The organism is Micromonospora sp. NPDC023966 (genome assembly GCF_040639095.1).
Taxonomy (GTDB): Bacteria; Actinomycetota; Actinomycetes; order Mycobacteriales; family Micromonosporaceae; genus Micromonospora.
Genome location: NZ_JBEZZJ010000006.1, coordinates 188,702 through 207,576 on the forward strand (window position 1 = coordinate 188,702; position 18,875 = coordinate 207,576).

23 protein-coding genes are annotated in these 18,875 nt (G+C 72.1%); 14 read left to right on the top strand and 9 right to left on the bottom strand.

Annotation, left to right across the window (positions count from 1 at the left end; genetic code table 11):
• The first annotated feature begins 41 nt into the window (after positions 1–41).
• Positions 42–545: a SigE family RNA polymerase sigma factor gene (locus tag AB0F68_RS12415; RefSeq protein ID WP_357335787.1), complete on the top strand. Its 504-nt coding sequence runs from the start codon at positions 42–44 to the stop codon at positions 543–545.
• Positions 542–1,933 (top strand): hypothetical protein, encoded by a 1,392-nt coding sequence (locus tag AB0F68_RS12420; RefSeq protein ID WP_357335789.1) that lies wholly within the window; start codon positions 542–544, stop codon positions 1,931–1,933. The genes AB0F68_RS12415 and AB0F68_RS12420 overlap by 4 nt, the downstream gene beginning before the upstream one ends.
• On the opposite strand, the gene AB0F68_RS12425 is transcribed toward AB0F68_RS12420, so the two are convergent.
• The 6 genes from AB0F68_RS12425 to AB0F68_RS12450 all read right to left on the bottom strand — a co-directional run bounded on the left by AB0F68_RS12425 (position 1,905) and on the right by AB0F68_RS12450 (position 7,317).
• On the bottom strand, positions 1,905–2,702 hold the full coding sequence (locus AB0F68_RS12425) for an alpha/beta fold hydrolase (RefSeq protein WP_357335792.1): 798 nt from the start codon (positions 2,700–2,702) through the stop codon (positions 1,905–1,907). The genes AB0F68_RS12420 and AB0F68_RS12425 overlap by 29 nt on opposite strands.
• A 60-nt stretch (positions 2,703–2,762) precedes the next feature.
• Complete coding sequence (locus tag AB0F68_RS12430) at positions 2,763–3,248, bottom strand: GNAT family N-acetyltransferase (protein WP_357335794.1); 486 nt, start codon at positions 3,246–3,248, stop codon at positions 2,763–2,765.
• A gap of 221 nt (positions 3,249–3,469) precedes the next feature.
• Positions 3,470–4,951 (bottom strand): NCS2 family permease, encoded by a 1,482-nt coding sequence (locus tag AB0F68_RS12435; RefSeq protein WP_357335797.1) that lies wholly within the window; start codon positions 4,949–4,951, stop codon positions 3,470–3,472.
• A 242-nt stretch (positions 4,952–5,193) separates the two neighbouring features.
• Positions 5,194–5,931 carry a Stf0 family sulfotransferase gene (locus AB0F68_RS12440; protein WP_357335799.1) on the bottom strand — a complete coding sequence of 246 codons (738 nt, stop codon included), beginning with the start codon at positions 5,929–5,931 and terminating at the stop codon, positions 5,194–5,196.
• A gap of 55 nt (positions 5,932–5,986) precedes the next feature.
• The gene (locus tag AB0F68_RS12445; protein ID WP_357335801.1) at positions 5,987–6,667 is read right to left on the bottom strand and encodes a hypothetical protein; all 681 of its coding nucleotides are present in this window, start codon (positions 6,665–6,667) and stop codon (positions 5,987–5,989) included.
• Between the two features lie 50 nt (positions 6,668–6,717).
• The gene (locus AB0F68_RS12450; protein ID WP_357335804.1) at positions 6,718–7,317 is read right to left on the bottom strand and encodes an XRE family transcriptional regulator; all 600 of its coding nucleotides are present in this window, start codon (positions 7,315–7,317) and stop codon (positions 6,718–6,720) included.
• A gap of 80 nt (positions 7,318–7,397) precedes the next feature.
• On the opposite strand from AB0F68_RS12450, the gene AB0F68_RS12455 reads away from it, so the two are divergent.
• From AB0F68_RS12455 to AB0F68_RS12480, 6 genes are all read left to right on the top strand, one after another.
• Positions 7,398–8,420, top strand: a complete 1,023-nt coding sequence (locus tag AB0F68_RS12455; RefSeq protein ID WP_357335806.1) for an NAD(P)/FAD-dependent oxidoreductase — start codon at positions 7,398–7,400, stop codon at positions 8,418–8,420.
• A gap of 165 nt (positions 8,421–8,585) precedes the next feature.
• The gene (locus AB0F68_RS12460) at positions 8,586–10,433 is read left to right on the top strand and encodes a glycoside hydrolase family 15 protein (protein WP_357335809.1); all 1,848 of its coding nucleotides are present in this window, start codon (positions 8,586–8,588) and stop codon (positions 10,431–10,433) included.
• Positions 10,434–10,553: 120 nt separating this feature from the next.
• Entirely contained in the window at positions 10,554–11,021 is a 468-nt protein-coding gene (gene msrB / locus AB0F68_RS12465) for a peptide-methionine (R)-S-oxide reductase MsrB (RefSeq protein WP_357335811.1), read from the top strand.
• Positions 11,018–11,533, top strand: coding sequence for a peptide-methionine (S)-S-oxide reductase MsrA (msrA, locus tag AB0F68_RS12470; RefSeq protein WP_357335814.1), 516 nt, complete (start codon positions 11,018–11,020; stop codon positions 11,531–11,533). Before msrB ends, msrA begins: the two co-directional genes overlap by 4 nt.
• Before the next feature lie 43 nt (positions 11,534–11,576).
• Positions 11,577–12,803 (top strand): epoxide hydrolase, encoded by a 1,227-nt coding sequence (locus AB0F68_RS12475; protein ID WP_357335817.1) that lies wholly within the window; start codon positions 11,577–11,579, stop codon positions 12,801–12,803.
• Positions 12,804–13,757 carry a redoxin domain-containing protein gene (locus AB0F68_RS12480; protein ID WP_357335819.1) on the top strand — a complete coding sequence of 318 codons (954 nt, stop codon included), beginning with the start codon at positions 12,804–12,806 and terminating at the stop codon, positions 13,755–13,757.
• Positions 13,758–13,808: 51 nt separating this feature from the next.
• Here AB0F68_RS12480 and AB0F68_RS12485 read toward each other — a convergent pair whose 3' ends face one another.
• Together AB0F68_RS12485 and AB0F68_RS12490 are read right to left on the bottom strand one after the other, a co-directional pair.
• Entirely contained in the window at positions 13,809–14,267 is a 459-nt protein-coding gene (locus tag AB0F68_RS12485) for an ArsI/CadI family heavy metal resistance metalloenzyme (RefSeq protein WP_357335821.1), read from the bottom strand.
• Between the two features lie 20 nt (positions 14,268–14,287).
• Positions 14,288–14,437 carry a hypothetical protein gene (locus AB0F68_RS12490; RefSeq protein ID WP_357335824.1) on the bottom strand — a complete coding sequence of 50 codons (150 nt, stop codon included), beginning with the start codon at positions 14,435–14,437 and terminating at the stop codon, positions 14,288–14,290.
• A 78-nt stretch (positions 14,438–14,515) separates the two neighbouring features.
• On the opposite strand from AB0F68_RS12490, the gene AB0F68_RS12495 reads away from it, so the two are divergent.
• The 6 genes from AB0F68_RS12495 to AB0F68_RS12520 all read left to right on the top strand — a co-directional run bounded on the left by AB0F68_RS12495 (position 14,516) and on the right by AB0F68_RS12520 (position 17,809).
• Positions 14,516–14,890: a metalloregulator ArsR/SmtB family transcription factor gene (locus AB0F68_RS12495; protein WP_357335826.1), complete on the top strand. Its 375-nt coding sequence runs from the start codon at positions 14,516–14,518 to the stop codon at positions 14,888–14,890.
• A complete protein-coding gene (locus tag AB0F68_RS12500; protein WP_357335828.1) occupies positions 14,887–15,618 on the top strand; it encodes an MIP/aquaporin family protein in 732 nt (243 codons plus the stop codon). The genes AB0F68_RS12495 and AB0F68_RS12500 overlap by 4 nt, the downstream gene beginning before the upstream one ends.
• A 64-nt stretch (positions 15,619–15,682) precedes the next feature.
• Positions 15,683–16,090, top strand: a complete 408-nt coding sequence (locus tag AB0F68_RS12505) for an arsenate reductase ArsC (RefSeq protein ID WP_357335830.1) — start codon at positions 15,683–15,685, stop codon at positions 16,088–16,090.
• A 61-nt stretch (positions 16,091–16,151) separates the two neighbouring features.
• Positions 16,152–16,508 (top strand): hypothetical protein, encoded by a 357-nt coding sequence (locus AB0F68_RS12510; RefSeq protein ID WP_357335832.1) that lies wholly within the window; start codon positions 16,152–16,154, stop codon positions 16,506–16,508.
• Positions 16,505–16,945 carry a MerR family transcriptional regulator gene (locus AB0F68_RS12515; RefSeq protein ID WP_357335834.1) on the top strand — a complete coding sequence of 147 codons (441 nt, stop codon included), beginning with the start codon at positions 16,505–16,507 and terminating at the stop codon, positions 16,943–16,945. The genes AB0F68_RS12510 and AB0F68_RS12515 overlap by 4 nt, the downstream gene beginning before the upstream one ends.
• A 321-nt stretch (positions 16,946–17,266) precedes the next feature.
• Positions 17,267–17,809 carry an HAD domain-containing protein gene (locus AB0F68_RS12520; protein WP_357335836.1) on the top strand — a complete coding sequence of 181 codons (543 nt, stop codon included), beginning with the start codon at positions 17,267–17,269 and terminating at the stop codon, positions 17,807–17,809.
• Between the two features lie 59 nt (positions 17,810–17,868).
• Here the strand turns inward: AB0F68_RS12520 and AB0F68_RS12525 are convergent, their stop codons facing one another.
• Positions 17,869–18,804, bottom strand: coding sequence for a LysR family transcriptional regulator (locus AB0F68_RS12525; RefSeq protein WP_357335839.1), 936 nt, complete (start codon positions 18,802–18,804; stop codon positions 17,869–17,871).
• Between the last annotated feature and the right edge of the window lie 71 nt (positions 18,805–18,875).

The window sequence follows — 18,875 nt, forward strand, 5'->3', positions numbered from 1 at the left end:
TCCGCCGGGTGGGTCGCGTTCGTAGAGGCGAGGGGGTGGGCATGTCGGAGACGTTCCACGAGTTCGTGGTGCAGCGGTCGCCCGCGCTGTCGCGGACCGCGTACCTGCTGACCGGGGACCACCAGCACGCCGAGGACCTGTTGCAGAGCGCGCTGGCCCGGACGTACCGGCACTGGCGGCGGATCCGCGACGGGGACCCGGAGGCGTACGTGCGCCGGGTCATGTACCACCAGCAGGTCTCGTGGTGGCGCCGGCGGCGGGTGGCGGAACGGCTGGAGCCGACGCCGGTCGAGCGGGGCGGCGGCGACCACACCGAGAACACCGCGCTGCGGCTCAGCGTGGTGGCCGCGCTGCGCCGGCTCACCGCCCGGCAGCGGGCCGTGGTGGTGCTCCGCTACTACGAGGACCTGACCGAGGCGCAGGTGGCCGAGGTGCTCGGCTGCTCGGTGGGCACGGTGAAGCGGCACGGGCACGACGCCGTGCGCCGGCTCCGCGACCTCGTCCCCGACCTCATGGAGCCGACGCCGGAGAGGAGCGGGCGATGAGCATACGGCTGCGGGAGGCGCTGCGGGAGGCGGCGGCCGAGGTGCCCGCGTACCCGGTGCACGACCGCGCGGTGCGGACCGCGCGGCGCGCCCGGCGGCGGATGGCGGCGGCGGTCGCGGCGGTCGCGGTGCTGCTGGCGCTGGTGCCGCTGACGGTGAGCGGCGGCGGGCGGCCCGGGATCGCGCCGGCCGGCGCGGACGGCCCGGCGCTGCCCGACCGGATCGGGCTGCCGGGGTTCGGCACGCTGCGCGCCACCGACCGGCCCCGGCTCGGCCCGGCGTCGGTCGTGTTCAGCGGGCAGGCGCGCGGCCTCACCGGACTGATCGACGAGGACGGCACCGTCGGCATCGTCGCCGCCGACGCGGACCGCTACCGGACCTGGAAGGTCGGCCACGAGGCGCCGGCCGGTGAGCAGGTGCTGCTCTCCCCCGACGGGCGGGGGATCGCCGTGCCGGCCGGTTCCAGTGAGCATCCAGGGATCGACCTGGTCGACCTGGTGGATGGCGCGGTACGGCGGCTGCCCAGCCCGAGGGAGGGCAGCACGCTGACCGAGCCGGCCGGCTGGACGCCGGACGGGACGGCGCTGGTGGTTCGGGACACCACACCGGCCAACCCGGAGGGCAGCGCCCACGTCAACACGCTCAGCCTGGTCCGGCTGGACACCGGCCGGGCGGTGCGGCTGCTCGAGACCGAGCAACTGCCGATCTTCGGCACCCCGGTCGCGTTCACCGCGGACGGGTCCCGGCTGGCCTTCCAGGTCGGCGACAAGGTGCTCGTGTCCAGCGCGGACGGGCAGCAGGTCTCCTCGTTCCCGCTGCCGGCGGAGAGCGGGCTGGCCGGCAAGGGGGCCTGGCTGCCGGACGGCACGTTGGCCCTGGTCAGCCACGACCCGGGCAGCGACCGGTGGCGGCTGCGCCGGGTGGACACCGCCGGGAAGGACCTCGGCGCGCCGGCGCTGCCCGCCGTCGCGGGCGTCACCACGATCCGGTTGCTCGGCTGGCAGGCGGACGGGACCGCGGTGGTGGTGGCGTACCGGCCGGAGCCGAACTCCCCGACCTCCTTCGAGGGGGCGCTGCCGATGGACCAGCGGACCGCGTACGGGAACGTGCGGACGGTCCGGGTGCTGGGCCTGGCCCCGGGGGCCGCCGCGCCGACCACCCTGCTCACCGCCCCGGATCAGGTGCTCGCCATCGACGTGGCGGACACGGTGGTGCGCGCCGGGCGGGTCCGCGCGGCCGATCCACCGGCGGGCCCGGGCGGCCGGGTCTGGTGGGCGGCCGGGGCGGCGGCGCTGGTGCTCGGCGGCCTGCTGGCCCGGCGGCTGCTCCGGCGGAGACGCGCGGCCCGGGCGGGCGGGGTCAGCCGGGGGCGCGCACCTCGTGGGTGAGGAAGGGCAGCACCGCCGCCGGCAGGGCGGGTGAGCCGACGATGTCGTAGTGGGTCAGCCCGGGCAGCACGGCCAACCGCGACGCGGGCCGGTCGGTGCCGTCCCAGCCGGCGTCCCGGTGGCCGCCGCCGAGCAGCCCGAAGAACTCGGCCGCGTGGTGCACCGGGATCGAGTCGGCGTCGGCGAAGACCAGCAGCACCGGCATCGGCAGGCCGGCCACCTCGGCCGACCAGTCGTAGTCGCGGCGAAGCAGCTCACCGGTCCTGGCCCAGAGCGCCGGCCAGTCCTGCGGGCGGGGCGCGACCCGCTCGTAGCGCTCGTGCGGCGGGGTGCCGCGCATCTGCTCGGCGACCCGCTCGTCCTGGGCGGCCATCGCGGCGAGCACCTCCGGGTACCAGCCCTGCCGCCGGCACGGCGTGGAGACCAGCACCAGGCGGCGGACCAGGGCGGGGTGCTGGATCGCGGCGCGCAGGGCCACCCCGCCGCCGAGCGAGTAGCCCAGCACGTCGGCCGCCGGCAGGTCGAGGTGGCGCAGCAGCGCGGCGACGTCGTCGGCCATCGACTCGTAGCGCAGCGGCCGGTCCACGTGGGCGGTACGGCCATGGCCCTGGAGGTCGACCGCGACGACCTGCCGGCGCGCGGCGAGTGCGGGCAGGACGGGCGCGAACATCTCCGTCGAGCCGTAGCCGCCGTGCAGCAGGACCAACGGGCGGCCGGCCCCGTGGATCTCGTACCAGAGCCGCACCCCGTTGACGTCCGCGTAGCTCACACCCGTTCAACGACGGCCGGCCCGGCGGCGGGTCGCCCCACCGCCGGGCCGGTCGGTTCGTTACTCGGCGACGACGTACCGGTGCAGCTGCCCCTCGTCACTGTCGACGGTGCCGTCCCGGCGGAGGCCGGCCTTCTCCAGCACCCGCACGGACGGCACGTTGGCCGGGTCGACCGTGGCGTACACCCGGATCACCTCCGGGAGGGTGAGGGCGTGGGCCACCAGGGCGCGGACCGCCTCGGTGATGTAGCCCCGGCACCGCCGGGACGGAACGATGCCGTAGCCGAACTCGACCGCACCGTCGGTCGGCGGCCACTTCAGCCCGATGCCGCCCACGGTGAGGCCGGTCTCCCGCTCGATGATGAGCCGGTGGCCGTGTGGCCGCTCGGGGTGACCGGCGATGATCCCGGCGATCACCCGTTCGCCGTCGGCCGGATAGTCCGCCGCCCAGTGCGGGCGCCGCTCGCCGGCGACGACGGCGGCGGCCTCATCGGCCGGCCAGGGGCGCAACACGAGACGGTCGGTGGTCAGGTCGAAAGAAGACAACGCGATTCTCCAAGGTCGTGGAGTGACCCGGGTCGCGGTCGGTCAGCGCGCGCGACCCGGAAGAGGGCATAGCAGGGCAAACTCATGGCGATCCATGGCCTCATCCCCCTGCGCTCACGACGGTCGCGTGTCCGCGCGTCGGCACTCTAACCCATGATCCGGATACGCCGCGCCCCCGTTGCCTCGGGCCAACGGGCAACGGGGGCGCAGCGGAGGACCGGTCAGCTGACGCCGGTGACGGCCTTGACCAGGTTGATGCCGAAGTAGATCACGAACGCGACGGCCACCGCCCACATCAGCGGGTGGATCTGCCGGGCCTTGCCCTGGGCCACCCGGATCGCCACCCAGCTCACGAAGCCGGCGCCGATGCCGTTGGTGATCGAGTAGGTGAACGGCATGAGGGTCATGGTCAGGAACGCCGGGACGGCGACGCCCACGTCGGTGAAGTCGATGTCCTTGACCTGGCGGATCATCAGCGCGCCGACCACCACCAGCGCCGGGCCGGCGGCCTCGCTCGGCACCAGCGACACCAGCGGGGTGAGCAGCAGCGCACCCAGGAAGAGCACGCCGGTGACCACGCTGGTCAGGCCGGTCCGCCCGCCGTCCGCGATGCCGGAGGAGGACTCGACGTACGTGGTGGCCGAGGAGGCGCTGCCGGCGCCGCCCGCGACCGCGGCGACGCCGTCCACGAAGAGCACCTTGCCCAGTCGCGGCATGTCGGTGCCGTCCTCGGTGGCCAGGTTGGCCTGCCTGGCCAGGCCGACGGTGGTGCCCATGACGTCGAAGAAGTCGGCCAGCACCAGGGTGAAGACCAGCAGCAGCGCGGTCATCACGCCGACGTGCGCGAACGCGCCGAACGACACGTTGCCGACCAGGTGCAGGTCGGGCGTCTGGAACAGCGGGTCCGGCAGGGTCGGCACGTTCAGCCGCCACCCGTCCGGGTTGGGCTTGCCGTCGACGAGAGCCGCGCCGGGCTTGGCGAACACGTTGACGATCACCGCGACGACCGTGGTGGCCACGATGCCGATCAGGACGCCGGCCTTCACCTTGCGGGCCACCAGGATGCCGGTGACCAGCAGGCCGACCAGGAAGACGACCGTGGGCCAGCCGTGCAGCGTGCCGTTGCTGCCCGAGCCGAGCTGCAGCGGCACGCCGGTGCCGGCCCGGACCAGACCGCCGTCGACGAAGCCGATCAGCGCGATGAACAGGCCGATGCCGGCCGCGATGGCCGCCTTCAGCTCGGCCGGGATGGCCCGGAAGACGGCCTTCCGGAAGCCGGTCAGCACCAGCACGGTGATGATCAGACCCTCGATGACGACCAGGCCCATGGCCTCGGCCCAGCTCATCTGGGAGGCGACCGCGTACGCGACGAACGCGTTCAGGCCCAGGCCGGTGGCCACGGCGAACGGCACCCGGCCGACGATGCCCATCATGATCGTCATGACCGCGGCGACCAGGGCGGTGACCCCGGCGACCGCCGGGATGCCCAGCGTCTTGCCGTCGGCGTCCGGCGCGGTGCCGATGATCAGCGGGTTGAGCACGACGATGTAGGCCATCGTCGCGAAGGTGGTGAGCCCGGCGAGCACTTCGCGACGGACCGTCGAGCCCCGGCGGGTGATCTCGAAGAAGCGGTCGAGGCGACTCTGCGCGGCGGGTTCCGCCGCCTCGACCGGGGCGGCAGGATCCTGCGTAGACACGCTCATGGCGCGGTCTTACTCCGTTCCGGGTTGGCCCAGCCGGTCGCGCCGGCCGGGCAGTGGGGGTGCAGCCGTCCCGTTTCGGTTGGCCCGGAGAACGTCGGGACGGCTGGGCTCCACGGGTCCCGTGAAGCACTACGAAGCCGCACCCCGGTCAGGGGAAGCGACTTCGCGAAGCCCACCTTAACCGCCGGGTAACGGCAGATGACCTGCCCCTGCGCGGGGAGCCGGCGCGGTGGTGGGCAAGGTCACGCCCGGGCCCGGTGCCGGGCGATCCATTCGGCGTTGAGCGCGTCGGCCTGCCGCGCGTGCCGGGGCCGGACCGGCACCCCGGCGGAGGGCAGCCCGAGCGCGTCGAGGACGCCCCGGGTCACCCCGTCCGGGTCGGCCGCCAGGTCCTCGTAGCGCAGCCGGTGCGGGGTGATCCCGTACCGGGCGAACCACGCGTCCCATGCCCCCTGGTGCTCCGCGATGGTGCGCAGCAGCTCGTCGATGCCGTCCGGGTCGTAGCGGGGCTCATCGGTGGGCGGGCCGGACGCGTCGACGGCGTCCGGGGCGGTGTCGGTCCACCGGCCGGTCTGCTCGGCGCGCAGCCAGGAGACCGCCTGCGCCAGCACGTCGTCGCGGCGCAGGTGCAGGAAGGCCATCCGGCCGAACGCCCGGCGCAGCAGGGCGTCGTCCGCGCCGGCCAGCTCCGGGTGCTCGGCGGCCAGCCCCTCGACCATCCGGTCCAGGGTGCCCCACATCAGCTTCGCCCCGAACACACCGTTGCCGGTCCGGCAGGCGGCCACGGCCGCCCGGACGTAGTCGCCGTAGCGCCACTCCCCCGCGGGCAGGCCCCAGCGGCGGGCCCAGAGCGGCTCGTCCGGCACCCGGAAGTACGCCTCCGGCCGGCCGGCCACCCCAGTCGAGGCCAGCAGGCCGCAGAGCAGCGAACTGCCGGTACGCGGGGTGGCACAGACGAAGTAGGCGTCAACGCCGGTCACCCGCCAAGCCAATCGGGACGGCCGGGTGCGGGCAACCCGATATCGGCCGCGGAGCTCAGCGACGTTGGAGCACCATCCGGCGGGCCAGCTCGTGCAGCTCGTCGCGCGCCGCCTGTTCCCGGCCGGTCGGGTCGGTCAACCGGAAGCCGTGCAGCCGGACGGCGTCGGCGTCCACGTCGTCCGGACGGCGGTGGCCCTCCAGGATGAAGCCGAAGAACGCACGCAGCGCCGCCTCACCCAGTTCGAGGGGGTGGAACGGGAGCCCGTCCCAGCCCGGCACCGGATGCTCCCCGGCCCAGTACGGCAGCTCGAATGCGAACGGCTCACCGATGTTCTCCCAGACGCCTTTCGGCCCCAGATTCAGCGACCGGACCAGGACCCCGTCCTCCCACACCGCGAATCCCAGCCAGTCGCTGACCGAGTGCATGCCGTGCAGCACGATCCGCCGGCCGGCGCCCGCCTCGACCAGGTGCGCGGGCAGCGCGGACGGCGGGTCGAAGGCCAGCCGCCGGTCGCAGAGCAGGTCCACCCCGGGCAGCGCGAGGGCGTAGGTCAGGTCGTCCGGTGGGTAGACGGCGTCCCACAGGCACTCGTCGGCGGCGGCCTCGACGAGGTGCCCCGGGTGCACCCGCCGGACCAACGCCTCGGCGGCGGCCCGATCCCCGCCGGTGCCGCCGCGCAACGCCGTCGGGATGTCCCTGTCGCAGAACGCCAGCATTGCCGTCTTCGCGCCCACGTCCGCGCCCCCATTCCGTGAGTGTTGCCGCACCCTACAAGATCTTCCGGTCAGCCGGGGTCGGCGTCGCGGGGGCGGGGGCGGGCCCGCAGGTGGGCGCGTTCGCCCTGGGCGCCGAAGAGGCTGAGGAACTCGACCGCCTCACCGTCGGCGGGGCCGAACCAGTGCGGCACCCGGGTGTCGAACTCGGCCGCCTCGCCGGGCGCGAGCACCAGGTCGTGCTCGCCGAGGACCAGCCGCAGCCGCCCGTTGAGCACGTAGACCCACTCGTACCCCTCGTGGGTCTGCGGGTCGGGCTCGGCGGGCCGGGCGCCGGCCGGGATGACCAGCTTGTACGCCTGGATGCCGCCGGCCCGGCGGGTGAGCGGCAGCATGGTCATGCCGTGCCGGTTGACCGGCCGCAGGTGGATGCGCGGGTCGCCGGTGGGCGGGGCGCCGACCAGTTCGTCGAGCGTCACGCCGTGCGCCCGGGCCAGCGGCAGCAGCAGTTCCAGGGTGGCGCGGCGGCTGCCGGACTCCAGCCGGGACAGGGTGCTCACCGAGATGCCGGTGGCGGCCGACAGGTCGGCCAGGGTGGTCTCGCGCTCGCGGCGCAGCGCGCGCAGCCGGGGGCCGACCGCGTCGAGCGCCCGGTCGAGGTCGTCGTCCATCCCCCTAGTTTGCCAGATCGGCAACGAAGTTTGCGGGTGCGGCCATCATCGCCGCATGGTTGCCGCGGGAGGTGGTCAGAATGACCGAGCTGCGGGAAGACGGCTACGAGGTGGTGGTGATCGGCGGCGGCGCCGCCGGGCTGAGCGGGGCGCTGATGCTGGCCCGGGCGCGCCGGTCGGTCCTGGTGATCGACGGGGGCAACCCGCGCAACGCCCCGGCCGAGGGGGTGCACGGGCTGCTGGCCCGCGACGGCATGCCCCCGGCCGAGCTGCTGGCGCGCGGCCGGGACGAGGTCCGCCGGTACGGCGGGCACCTGCTGGCCGGCGAGGTCGGCACGGTGGTCCGCGACGGGGAGGGCTTCGCGGTGGCGCTGGCCGACGGCCGCCGGGTCCGGGCCGGCCGGCTGCTGGTGGCCAGCGGCCTGGTCGACGAGCTGCCGGAGCTGCCCGGGCTGCGCGACCGGTGGGGTCGCGACGTGGTGCACTGCCCGTACTGCCATGGGTGGGAGGTGCGCGACCGGCCGATCGGGGTGCTGGCCACCGGGCCGATGTCGGTGCACCAGGCACTGCTGTTCCGGCAGTGGAGCGACGACGTGGTCTTCCTCCGCCATACCGCGCCGCCGCTCACCGGCGAGCAGGCGGAGCAGCTGGCGGCCCGGGGCGTCACCGTCGTCGAGGGCGAGGTCGCGTCGGTGGAGGTCGTCGAGGACCGGCTGGTCGGGGTACGCCTGCGCGACGGCCGGCTGGTCGCGCGCGAGGTGCTGGCCGTCGCCTCCCGGATGGTGGCGCGGGCCGGGTTCCTGGCGGCGCTCGGGTTGCCGGCGGTGGCGCACCCGGCCGGGGTCGGCGAGCACGTCCCCGCCGACCCGATGGGGCGTACCGAGGTGCCCGGAGTCTGGGTCGCGGGCAATGTCACCGACCCGGCCGCCCAGGTCGGCGCGGCAGCGGCGGCGGGCGCCGTGGCGGCGGCCGCCATCAACGGCGACCTGATCGCCGAGGAGACCCGCCGGGCGGTCGAGGCGCGGCGGCGGGACGCGTTCTCGGCGGAGTCCGAGGCGCGGGTGGCCGAACTGGTGGCGGGCGACCGCCGCCACGGTCTCTGAGCCGGGGCACGGAGTTCGACCGCGACGCGCGACCGGTGGGTGACCCCGGTCGCGCGTCGCGCCCCAATGACCACGCGGAGGGGTGGCATTCACGAATAAGACTTACCCGGACATTATTCCCCTTTAGGTTACTGCGGAGGGGCGTAGTGGAGACCGGGGGGCGACGTGGACGGGTATCGGCCGATCGAGGATCACGGGCTGATCGGTGATCTCCAGACCGCCGCCCTGGTGACCTGCGACGGAACGATCGACTGGTTCTGCGCGCCGCGCTTCGACTCCCCCAGCATTTTCGCCAGCATCCTGGACCAGGAGCGCGGCGGTTTCTTCCGCATCGCCCCGGACCAGACGACCTACGTGACCAAGCAGCTCTACCTGCCCGGCACTCCGATCCTGATCACGCGGTTCATCAGCGCCGACGGGGTCGCCGAGGTCCAGGACTTCATGCCGGTCACCGGCGAGAAGGCCACCGACGTGCACCGCCTGGTGCGCATGGTCACGATGGTCCGGGGCAGCATGCGGTTCCGGCTGGAGTGCCGGCCCCGGTTCGACTACGCGCGCGAGCGGCCCCGCCTGGAGCGGCACCCCAACGGGTACGTCTTCCGCGGCTCGTCCGCGACGATCACCTTCAACCCGGTCCAGCCGGTACGCCGGCTGATCGCCGAGGAGGACATCCACCTGGAGGAAGGGGACCTGATCGGGTTCGGCACCCTCAACCAGGGCGACGTCGGTGGGGTGGTGCTGGAGACCAACTCCGGCCTGGAACCCCGGGTCGTGCCGCTCGAAGAGGTGCAGGGGATGTTCGAGTGGACCCGCGACTACTGGCGACGGTGGGTCGAGCGCTCCCGGTACACCGGACGGTGGCGCGAGATGGTCGAGCGGTCCGCCATCACCTTGAAGCTGATGACCTACGCGCCGACCGGCGCCATGATCGCCGCCCCGACGGCCGCGCTGCCCGAACTGGTCGGCGGCACCCGCAACTGGGACTACCGCTACACCTGGGTCCGGGACACCTCCTTCTCGGTGCACGCGCTGCTCGGCCTCGGTTTCACCGAGGAGGTCAGCCGGTACATGGACTGGCTCGACGAACGGATCCGCGAGGCGGGCGACCACCAGGCCCCGCTGAAGATCATGTACCGGGTCGACGGCTCGTCGGACCTGCACGAGGAGGTGCTCGACCACCTGGAGGGCTACCGCGGCTCAAGCCCCGTCCGGATCGGCAACGGCGCAGCCGACCAGCTCCAGCTCGACATCCACGGCGAGGCGCTGTACGCCATGCACCTCGCCGACGAGCAGGGCATCCGGGTTTCCCACCAGGTGTGGAAGAGCACCGTCCGGCTCGTCGACTGGCTGTGCCACAACTGGGACCAGCCCGACGCCGGCATCTGGGAGAGCCGCCACCACCCCCGGGACTACACCTTCGGCCGGGTGATGTCCTGGGTGGCCCTGGACCGGGCCATCCGGCTCGCCGCCCGGACCGGGCGGCCCGGGGACATCAGCTGCTGGACCGCCCAGCGGAACATGATCTACGACCAGGTCATGGCGCGCGGCTACCACCGGGGCCGCGGGTCCTTCGTCCAGGCGTACGGCGAGAACGTCCTGGACGCCGCGCTGCTCGCCATGCCGGCCGTCGGCTTCGTGACGCCGTCGGATCCGATGTGGTGCCGCACCCTGGAGGCCATCGAACGGGAGCTGGTCTCCGACAGCCTGGTCCACCGGTACGACCCGGTCCACTCCCCCGACGGGCTCCCCGGCCACGAGGGCACCTTCAACATGTGCACCTTCTGGTACGTCGAGGCGCTGGCCCGCTCCGGCCGCCTCGACGACGCCCGGCTCACCTTCGAGAAGATGTTCACCTTCAGCAACCACCTCGGCCTCTACGCCGAGGAGATCGCGGCGACGGGTGAGCAGATCGGCAACTACCCGCAGGCGTTCAGCCACCTCTCGCTGATCAACACGGCCCTGGCCCTCGACAAGCTGCTGGAGATCGAGGCCGAGGGCCGGCGGAGACAATGACTCCTCCGTCACCCGGGCCCAGGGTTAGCCGACGGCAGGAGGGGTAGCCAGTCGCGCTGCGTGTGCAGCCCGGCTGAACCGGCCTTCCTTGCCGACGACCCCTTGCCGAAAGGAACGACGGTGCCCCACGAGTATCGAAAGAACCCGGAGGCAGTTTCCCGGTTGTCGCCCGAGCAGTACCGGGTCACCCAGGAGGGTGGGACCGAGCCCGCCTTCGACAACCCCTACTGGAACAGCAAGGAGCCGGGCATCTACGTCGATGTCGTGTCCGGCGAACCACTGTTCGCCTCCGTCGACAAGTACGACAGCGGCACCGGCTGGCCCTCCTTCACCAAGCCGATCGAGCGGAAGAACGTGGTCGAGGTGCGGGACTCCACCCTCGGCATGGTCCGCACCGAGGTCCGGTCGGCGCACGGCGACAGCCACCTGGGGCACGTCTTCGACGACGGACCGGTGGCGACCGGCGGCCTGCGCTACTGCCTGAACTCCGCCGCGCTCCGGTTCATCCCGTTCGACGACCTGGAACGGGAAGGGTACGGCGAGTACCGCGCACTGTTCGAGCACCCGGACGGGGGGCGAAGCGAATGAGCGACACGACTGAGAAGGCGATCCTGGCCGGCGGCTGCTTCTGGGGCATGCAGGACCTCATCCGGAAACGCCCCGGCGTGGTCAGCACCAGGGTCGGATACACCGGCGGGGACGTGCCGAACGCGACGTACCGGAACCACGAGGGCCACGCCGAGGCGATCGAGATCGTCTACGACCCCGCCAAGCTCTCGTACCGGGACCTCCTCGAGTTCTTCTTCCAGGTCCACGACCCCACCACGAAGAACCGTCAGGGCGGCGATGTCGGGACGAGCTACCGGTCCGCCATCTTCTATGAGAACGACCAGCAGCGGCAGGTCGCCGAGGACACGATCGCCGACGTCGACGCCTCGGGCCTCTGGCCAGGCAAGGTCGTCACCGAGGTCACGCAGGCCGGCCCCTTCTGGGAGGCCGAGCCGGAACACCAGGACTACCTGGAGAAGCATCCCGGCGGTTACACCTGCCACTTCGTCCGGCCCGACTGGAAGCTTCCCCGGCGCGGCGAGAAGGGCTGACCGCACGCCTGCTGACGCCGATCCCGACGAAAAGGAGGCCCACGTGGCCGTCAAGACCCAGACGCTCGCACGCGCCACCGACATCCGGCCGTTCACGGTGGAGATCCCCGAGGCGGACCTCAAGGCGCTGCGCGAGCGCATCGCGGCCACCCGATGGCCCGAGAAGCAGACGGTCAACGACCAGTCGCAGGGCGTGCCGCTCGAGACGAGCCAGGCGCTCGCCCAGTACTGGCAGAAGGAGTACGACTGGCGCAAGGTCGAGGCGAGGTTGAACTCCCTGCCGAACTTCATCACCGAGATCGACGGGCTGGACATCCACTTCATCCACGTCCGGTCCAAGCACGAGGACGCGCTGCCGCTCATCGTCACGCACGGCTGGCCCGGCTCCATCATCGAGCAGCTGAAGATCATCGGGCCGCTGACCGATCCCACGGCACACGGCGGGTCCGCGTCGGACGCCTTCCACCTGGTGATCCCGTCGATGCCCGGCTACGGCTTCTCCGGCAAGCCGACCGAACCCGGCTGGGGGCCGGAGCACGTCGCGACCGCCTGGACCGAGCTGATGAAGCGCCTCGGCTACACCCGGTTCGTCGCCCAGGGCGGCGACTGGGGCGCACTGATCACCAACCTCATGGGTGTGCAGGCGCCGCCGGAACTGGCCGGCATCCACACCAACATGCCGAGCGCGGTTCCGCCCGAGATCGACGCGCTGACCCAGTCGGACATCACCGGAGCGAACAAGGCTCTCGACAAGCTCCCGGCCAACCTCTCCGACGAGGAGAGGCGGGCGTGCGAGCAGCTGGACTTCTTCTGGAAGCACTCCGCCTACGCCCTGATCATGGCCACCCGCCCCGAGACGCTGATCGGCTTCTCCGACTCGCCCATCGCGCTGGCCAGCTTCATGTGCGACCACGACGCGGCCAGCCTGGAACTGGTCTGCCGGGCCTTCGCCGGGAACCCCGGCGGCATCACCCGCGACGACATCCTCGACAACATCACGCTCTTCTGGCTGACCAACACGGGAGTCTCCGCCGCCCGCATCTACTGGGAGAACAAGCTCTCCTTCTTCTCCGCCAAGAACGTCACCGTGCCGGCGGCGGTCAGCGTCTTCCCCGACGAGCTCTACGAGACCCCGCGGAGTTGGGCCGAGCAGGCCTATCCCAACCTCATCCACTACAACAAGCTCGACCGGGGCGGGCACTTCGCGGCCTGGGAGCAGCCGCAACTGCTGTGCGACGAGCTTCGCACCGCCTTCCGGTCGCTGCGCTAGATGGCCGTCTCCGAGCGGCTGCGCCTGCCCGCGCTCGACGGGGCGACCGAGTGGCTCAACTCCGGGCCGCTCGGTCGCGCCGAGCTGCGCGGCCGCCCCGTCCTGGTGAACTTCTGGACGCTCACGTGTATCAACTGGCTGCGCCAGGAGCCGTACGTCCGGGCCTGGGCGCGGGCCTACCGGGACGACGGGTTGGTCGTCATCGGTGTGCACACGCCGGAGTTCTCGTTCGAGCACGACATCGACGGGGTGCGCCAGGCGGTCGGGACGCGCGACATCGACTACCCGGTCGCGGTCGACAACGACTACGAGGTCTGGAACGCCTTCGACAACCACTACTGGCCGGCGCTCTACTTCGTCGACGCGGACGGCGTCATCCGCGACGAGCACTTCGGCGAGCGACGCTACGAGAAGTCGGAACGCGTCATCCAGCGGCTGCTCGGTGTCGAACGCGACCTCGTCCCGGTGGACGGGCTCGGTGTGGAGGCCGACGCCGACTGGGACCACCTGCGTACGCCCGAGACGTATCTCGGCTACGGGCAGTCCGAGCACTTCGCGTCACCGGACGCCGCCACGTACGACGCGCCCGGCGCCTACGAACTCCCCGAGAACCTGCCCGCCGACCACTGGGCGCTCGCCGGCGAGTGGACGATCGGCGCGGAGAAGATCGTGCTCGACCGGGCCGGTGGCACCCTCGCCTTCCGGTTCCTGGCGCGCGACGCGCATCTCGTGCTGTCGCCCGGAGGGCGGGAGCCGATCCCCTTCCGCCTGCTCCTCGACGGGGCGCCGCCGGGCCCGTCACACGGCGTCGACGTCGACGAGGACGGCAACGGCCTGCTCCGGGAGGGCCGTCTGTACCAGCTCGTCCGCCAGCGGGACACGGTCCGCGAACGGACCCTGAAGATCACGTTCCTCGAGCCGGGCGCCGAGGCGTACGTGTTCACCTTCGGGTAGCCGAGGTGCGCGCCTGACCGGCCGGCCCGCCGGGCGCGCACGTCCCCCGGCTCAGCAGCAGCTCGACGCGGCCCCGCTGGTGACCGGCTCCCGATCGGTCGCCGGCGTGCAGCAGGCGGCGCCGGTGGCCTTCTCCAGCTGAGCGGAGTCGGCCTTGACGGTGTAGACCTCCCAGGGCTCGTTGCCGGGGCCGCGTACCCAGACCTTGTCCTGGAGGGCGTAGCAGCACTCGGTGTTGTTCTCCTCGAGCGTGATGAGGCCGGCGTCGGTGAGGCGGCGGGTGGCGGCCGCGACCTCGTCGGTGCTGAACACCTCGACGCCCAGGTGGTCCAGGACGGTGGGCTGGTCGGGCTCGCCTTCGAGCAGCACGAGCTTCAGCGGAGGGTTCTCGACGGCGAAGTTGGCGTAGCCGGGGCGGCGCTTGGCCGGCTCGACGCCGAACAGCTTCGAGTAGAAGGCCACCGAGCCTTCGAGGTCGGACACGCGCAGGGCGAGCTGGACGCGGGACATGATCATTCCTCCTGACGGATTCAGCGGACGTGGTAGGTGAGAGCGGCGGTGCGGCTGCGCTCGTAGCGGGCGTCAGCGCGGCAAGCGGCGGTGCAGACCTGGCCGCGGGGCTCGCAGAACGTGACGGCGTGGCCATGGGCGCTGCGGCGCTGACGGAAGAGCTTGATCATCACTTCGGTCCTTGCCTAGATGTTTTTCGAAGCAGCACCTACGTTGCACCCTGTTTTGAAATCTGTCAAGCTAGAGTTATGTCGAAACAAGAGCTGCCGGTCGTGGACCTCAACGCGGTCGCCTGCTGCTCGCCGATCGCCGTCCGCCCCATGGACGCCGAGCAGGCGGGCGTGGTCGCGCCGATGTTCAAGGCCCTGGGCGACCCGGTCCGGCTGCGGCTGATGTCGATGATCGCGTCGGTGCCGGAGATCTGCGTCTGCGACCTGACCCCGGCGTTCGACCTGTCCGGGCCGACCATCTCCCACCACCTCAAGGTGCTGCGCGAGGCCGGCCTGGTCGACTCCGACCGTCGGGGCACCTGGGTCTGGTACCGGGTGAAGCCGGAGGCGTTCCGGCAGCTCGGCGCGCTGCTGGAGATCTCCGCCGCCCCGGCCACCGGTAGCGCCGCGTGAGCCTCGCCCTGCCTCGGCGGGCGTCGGCGGAGTTCGCCGGCACCGCCCTGCTGGTCGCCGCCGTGGTCGGCTCCGGGATCGCCGCCGCCCGGCTCTCCCCCGGCGACGTCGGGCTCCAGCTCCTGGAGAACGCGATCGCCACCGCCCTGGCCCTCGGGGCGCTGATCCTGACGTTCGGCCCGGTGTCCGGCGCGCACTTCAATCCGGTCGTCTCCGCCGTCGACTGGTGGCTCGGCCGCCGCGCCGGCACCGGCCTGACCGGCCGCGACCTCGCCGCCTACACGCTCGCCCAGGTCGCCGGCGCCATCGCCGGAGCGGTCCTGGCCGACCTGATGTTCGGGCTGCCCGCCGTGACCTGGTCCGGCACGGACCGCACGGGGAGTCACCTGTGGCTCGCCGAGGTCGTCGCCACCGCCGGCCTGATCGTCCTGGTCTTCGCCCTCGCCCGCTCCGGCCGCACCGCCGCCGCCCCGGCCGCCGTGGGCGCCTACATCGGCGCGGCGTACTGGTTCACCTCGTCGACGTCCTTCGCCAATCCCGCCGTCACCATCGGCCGGGCCTTCACCGACACCTTCGCCGGCATCGCCCCCGCCTCGGTGCCCGGCTTCGTCGCCGCCCAGCTCGTCGGCGGCCTGGTCGCCGTCGCCGCCCTCGCCGTCTGGTATCCCGGCGCCGCCGACTCCGCCGACGCCGTGGTCGTGCCGCACCTCGCCGAGGAGAACCGATGACGGGACCAGCCAGCATCCGGACCATCCGCCGCACCCCCACCATCAACTGACAGGAAGATCCGCGATGAGCGACAAGCCGACCGTCCTGTTCGTCTGCGTCCACAACGCCGGCCGCTCCCAGATGGCCGCCGGCTGGCTGCGCCACCTCGCCGGCGACACCGTCGAGGTCCGCTCCGCCGGCAGCGAACCCGCCGACCAGATCAACCCCGTCGCCGTCGAAGCCATGCGAGAGGTCGGCATCGACATGACGGGGCAGACCCCGGCCCGGCTCACCTGGGACACCGCCGAAACCAGCGACGTCATCATCACCATGGGCTGCGGCGACGCCTGCCCCGTCTTCCCCGGCAAGCGCTACGAGGACTGGAAGCTCACCGACCCCGCCGGGCAACCCCTCGACGTCGTACGCCAGGTCCGGGACGACATCCGCGCCCGGGTCGAGCACCTCGTCGACCAGCTCCGCCCACACCTCTGAGCAGCTCCACCGCACCCGGAGCTTGCATCCGACACCTAGGTACAGGCTTACCGTCCTTGATATGAGCGACGAACACATCACGACCGACAGCGCCTGGGTGCCGGATGCCTGCACCTTGCCGACAGCGGAACGACCGCTGCGCCTCGCCGAATTCGATCAATTCTTTCGCGACGCGGTGCGGGGCGTCGATCGGTTGTCGCCGCACCACCTGCGGTTGCACCTTGCCGGTGCTGCGCAGGTTGAGGAGACGGCGCGGGACCTGACGGCCCGTGAGTCGTCCTGCTGCTCGTTCTTCGCTTTCGACCTTTCCCGGTCAGGGCCGGATGCGCTGACGTTGGAGGTGCGGGTACCGGCGGCACACGTCGACGTGCTCGACGGCCTCGCCGAGCGCGCCGCGTCAGCTCGGGACCAGCGATGACCGCAGCAGAGCTGCGCAGCGGCCAGCTCGCCGACGCGGCCGGCGTGAACCTGCAGACCCTGCGCTACTACGAGCGACGCGGCCTGCTCGCCGCTCCGCAGCGGTCCCCGGGCGGGCACCGGCTCTACCCGGCCGAGTCGGTCACCCTGCTGCGAGTGATCAAGACCGCGCAACGCCTCGGTTTCACCCTCAACGAGGTCGCCGACCTGCTCGACACCGGCCGACACCGGCACGGCAGCCGAACAGACACCGGCCTACCGGCACGGGTCAGAGAGAAGCTGGTCGAGGTGGAACAGAAGCTGGCCGACCTGACCGTCATCCGCGACACCCTGCGCACCGCCATCTCCGCCGGCCTCGTCGCCTGCGCCGGCAGTTCCTGCTGCCCCCTGCCGTTCGCCGAACTCGCCGAGGGGAACGACCGTCTCGGGCAGCGCTGACCGGCGGCGCCGCCTGCTCCTGCGGCCAGCGGCCTGGACGTTCTGATCAGGAGGTGGGCGGCGCCCACCAGTCGATCCGCAGATCGTCAATGCGGCCGCTGCGGAACGTGTCGGTGTCGACGGCCCGCGGGCTGGGTGCTCTGGCCGGCCACGAATCGTGCCATCCCCTCACACGGCCCCATCGGGTACGACTCCTGTTGGACCTGCAGGTGCATCCGCCAACGCTCCAGCGCCATGACCGTGGGGTATGGATTCGAGTGTTCAAGCTTCCACGTGGTCGGCCGAGACCGTCCGCGGGGCCGAGATCGCTATCGTGCGACGGTGACCGCTGACTCCGGGCGCCCCTTGCTCTTCCTCGACGTGGATGGACCACTCATTCTAATTGGTGGGGAGCCGCCGAACGACTCCGAAGGGCGTGCAACCAGGGCCGAAGCCACCGGCCACCCTGAGGAGGCGGCCAACCCCCTGCTGTCCAGGCTCGATCCGATGCACGGTGAGCGGCTCAGCACGCTCGGGTGCGAGCTGGTCTGGGCCACCACGTGGATGGCCGATGCCAACGAAGAAGTGGCGCCCAGAATCGGCCTGCCGGAACTACCGGTTGTCGACTGGCCGGAGGGCGACGAGGAGCAGCCGATCCGTCGGCTGCACTGGAAGACCACGACCCTGGTCGCGTGGGCGGCCGGGCGACCCTTCGTGTGGGTCGACGACGAGATCAGCGACGCTGACCGGGCCTGGGTAGCCGCCAACCACCCCGGACACGCACTTCTCCACCGCGTTGACCCACGCGTAGGACTTTCCGACCCGGACTTCGCCGCCATCGGGCGCTGGCTTGCCACGCACGCCCTGCCCGACCAAATCGCGTGAGCAGCTCTCGTAAGACCAGACGCTGTGACGGACCGGCGTCCCTGCCCGGAGGAGGATCTCTACGTGGTTGGCGAGGCATCTCGGTTGATCATGCGTGCCTGATCGGTCACGGCTTCCAGGAGGGTGGTCAGGGCTGGAGCCGGCGGGGTGTCTCGCGTGACCACGACCAGGCGGCGCCGGAGGGCGGCTTCGGCAACGTCGCGGACCGCGAGAGCGGGATCGTCGTCCGGCAGGGTCAAGGCCGGCATCAGCGCGACGGCCGCCGCGACGCGGACGAGCTCCAGTTGTACGTCGGCGTCGCTGGAGCGGTGCCGTAGGTCGGGCTCGTAGCCGCCGAGGGACCGGCAGGTTCCGACCACCATGGCGTGATGGCCGGTGCCCTCGTCGGAGGCCGCCCAGACGTCGGATCGCAGCATGGCGATCGCAACCGGTCCTCCCGTCTCCGCCAGCGGATGTGCTGCCGGCAGCACCACCTTCAGCGGTTCCTCGTGCAGGACGGCGAAGCGAAGCCCTGCGGGCCGGGGCCGGGGGTGGCCGTCGTACTCGTCGCCGATCACCAGGTCGACCGCGCCCAGCCGCAGGCCTGGTAGTGCCTGTTCGAGTTCGAGTTCGAAGATCTCCACGCGTACCTGTGGGTGGTCGGCCATCAGGCGGGCCACGGCGGGCACCAGCAGGCGGCGAGCCGCCGATTGAAGGCCGCCGGCTCGCACGGTGCCCCGGATGTCGCCGCTCAGGGCCGCCAGGTCCGCTTCTGCCGCCTCGGCCGCCGACAGCAGCACGCGCGCGTGCTGGGCCAGTAGTCGCCCGGCGTCGGTGAGCCGCACGCCGCGTCCGGCCTTCTCGAACAACCGGGTACCGGCCTCCCGCTCCAGGAGGGCCAACTGCTGGGAAACCGTCGACGGGCTGTAGCCCAGAGCGGCGGCGACCGCTCCCAGGGTGCCCCGCTCCTCGAACTCCCGGAGGAAGCGGAGGCGGCGAAGATCCCAGGCGACCATACGGAAATCCTAATGAGTCATCTCCACCAATCATCGCTGGACCTGATGAGTCAGGTGATCGATGCTCGACG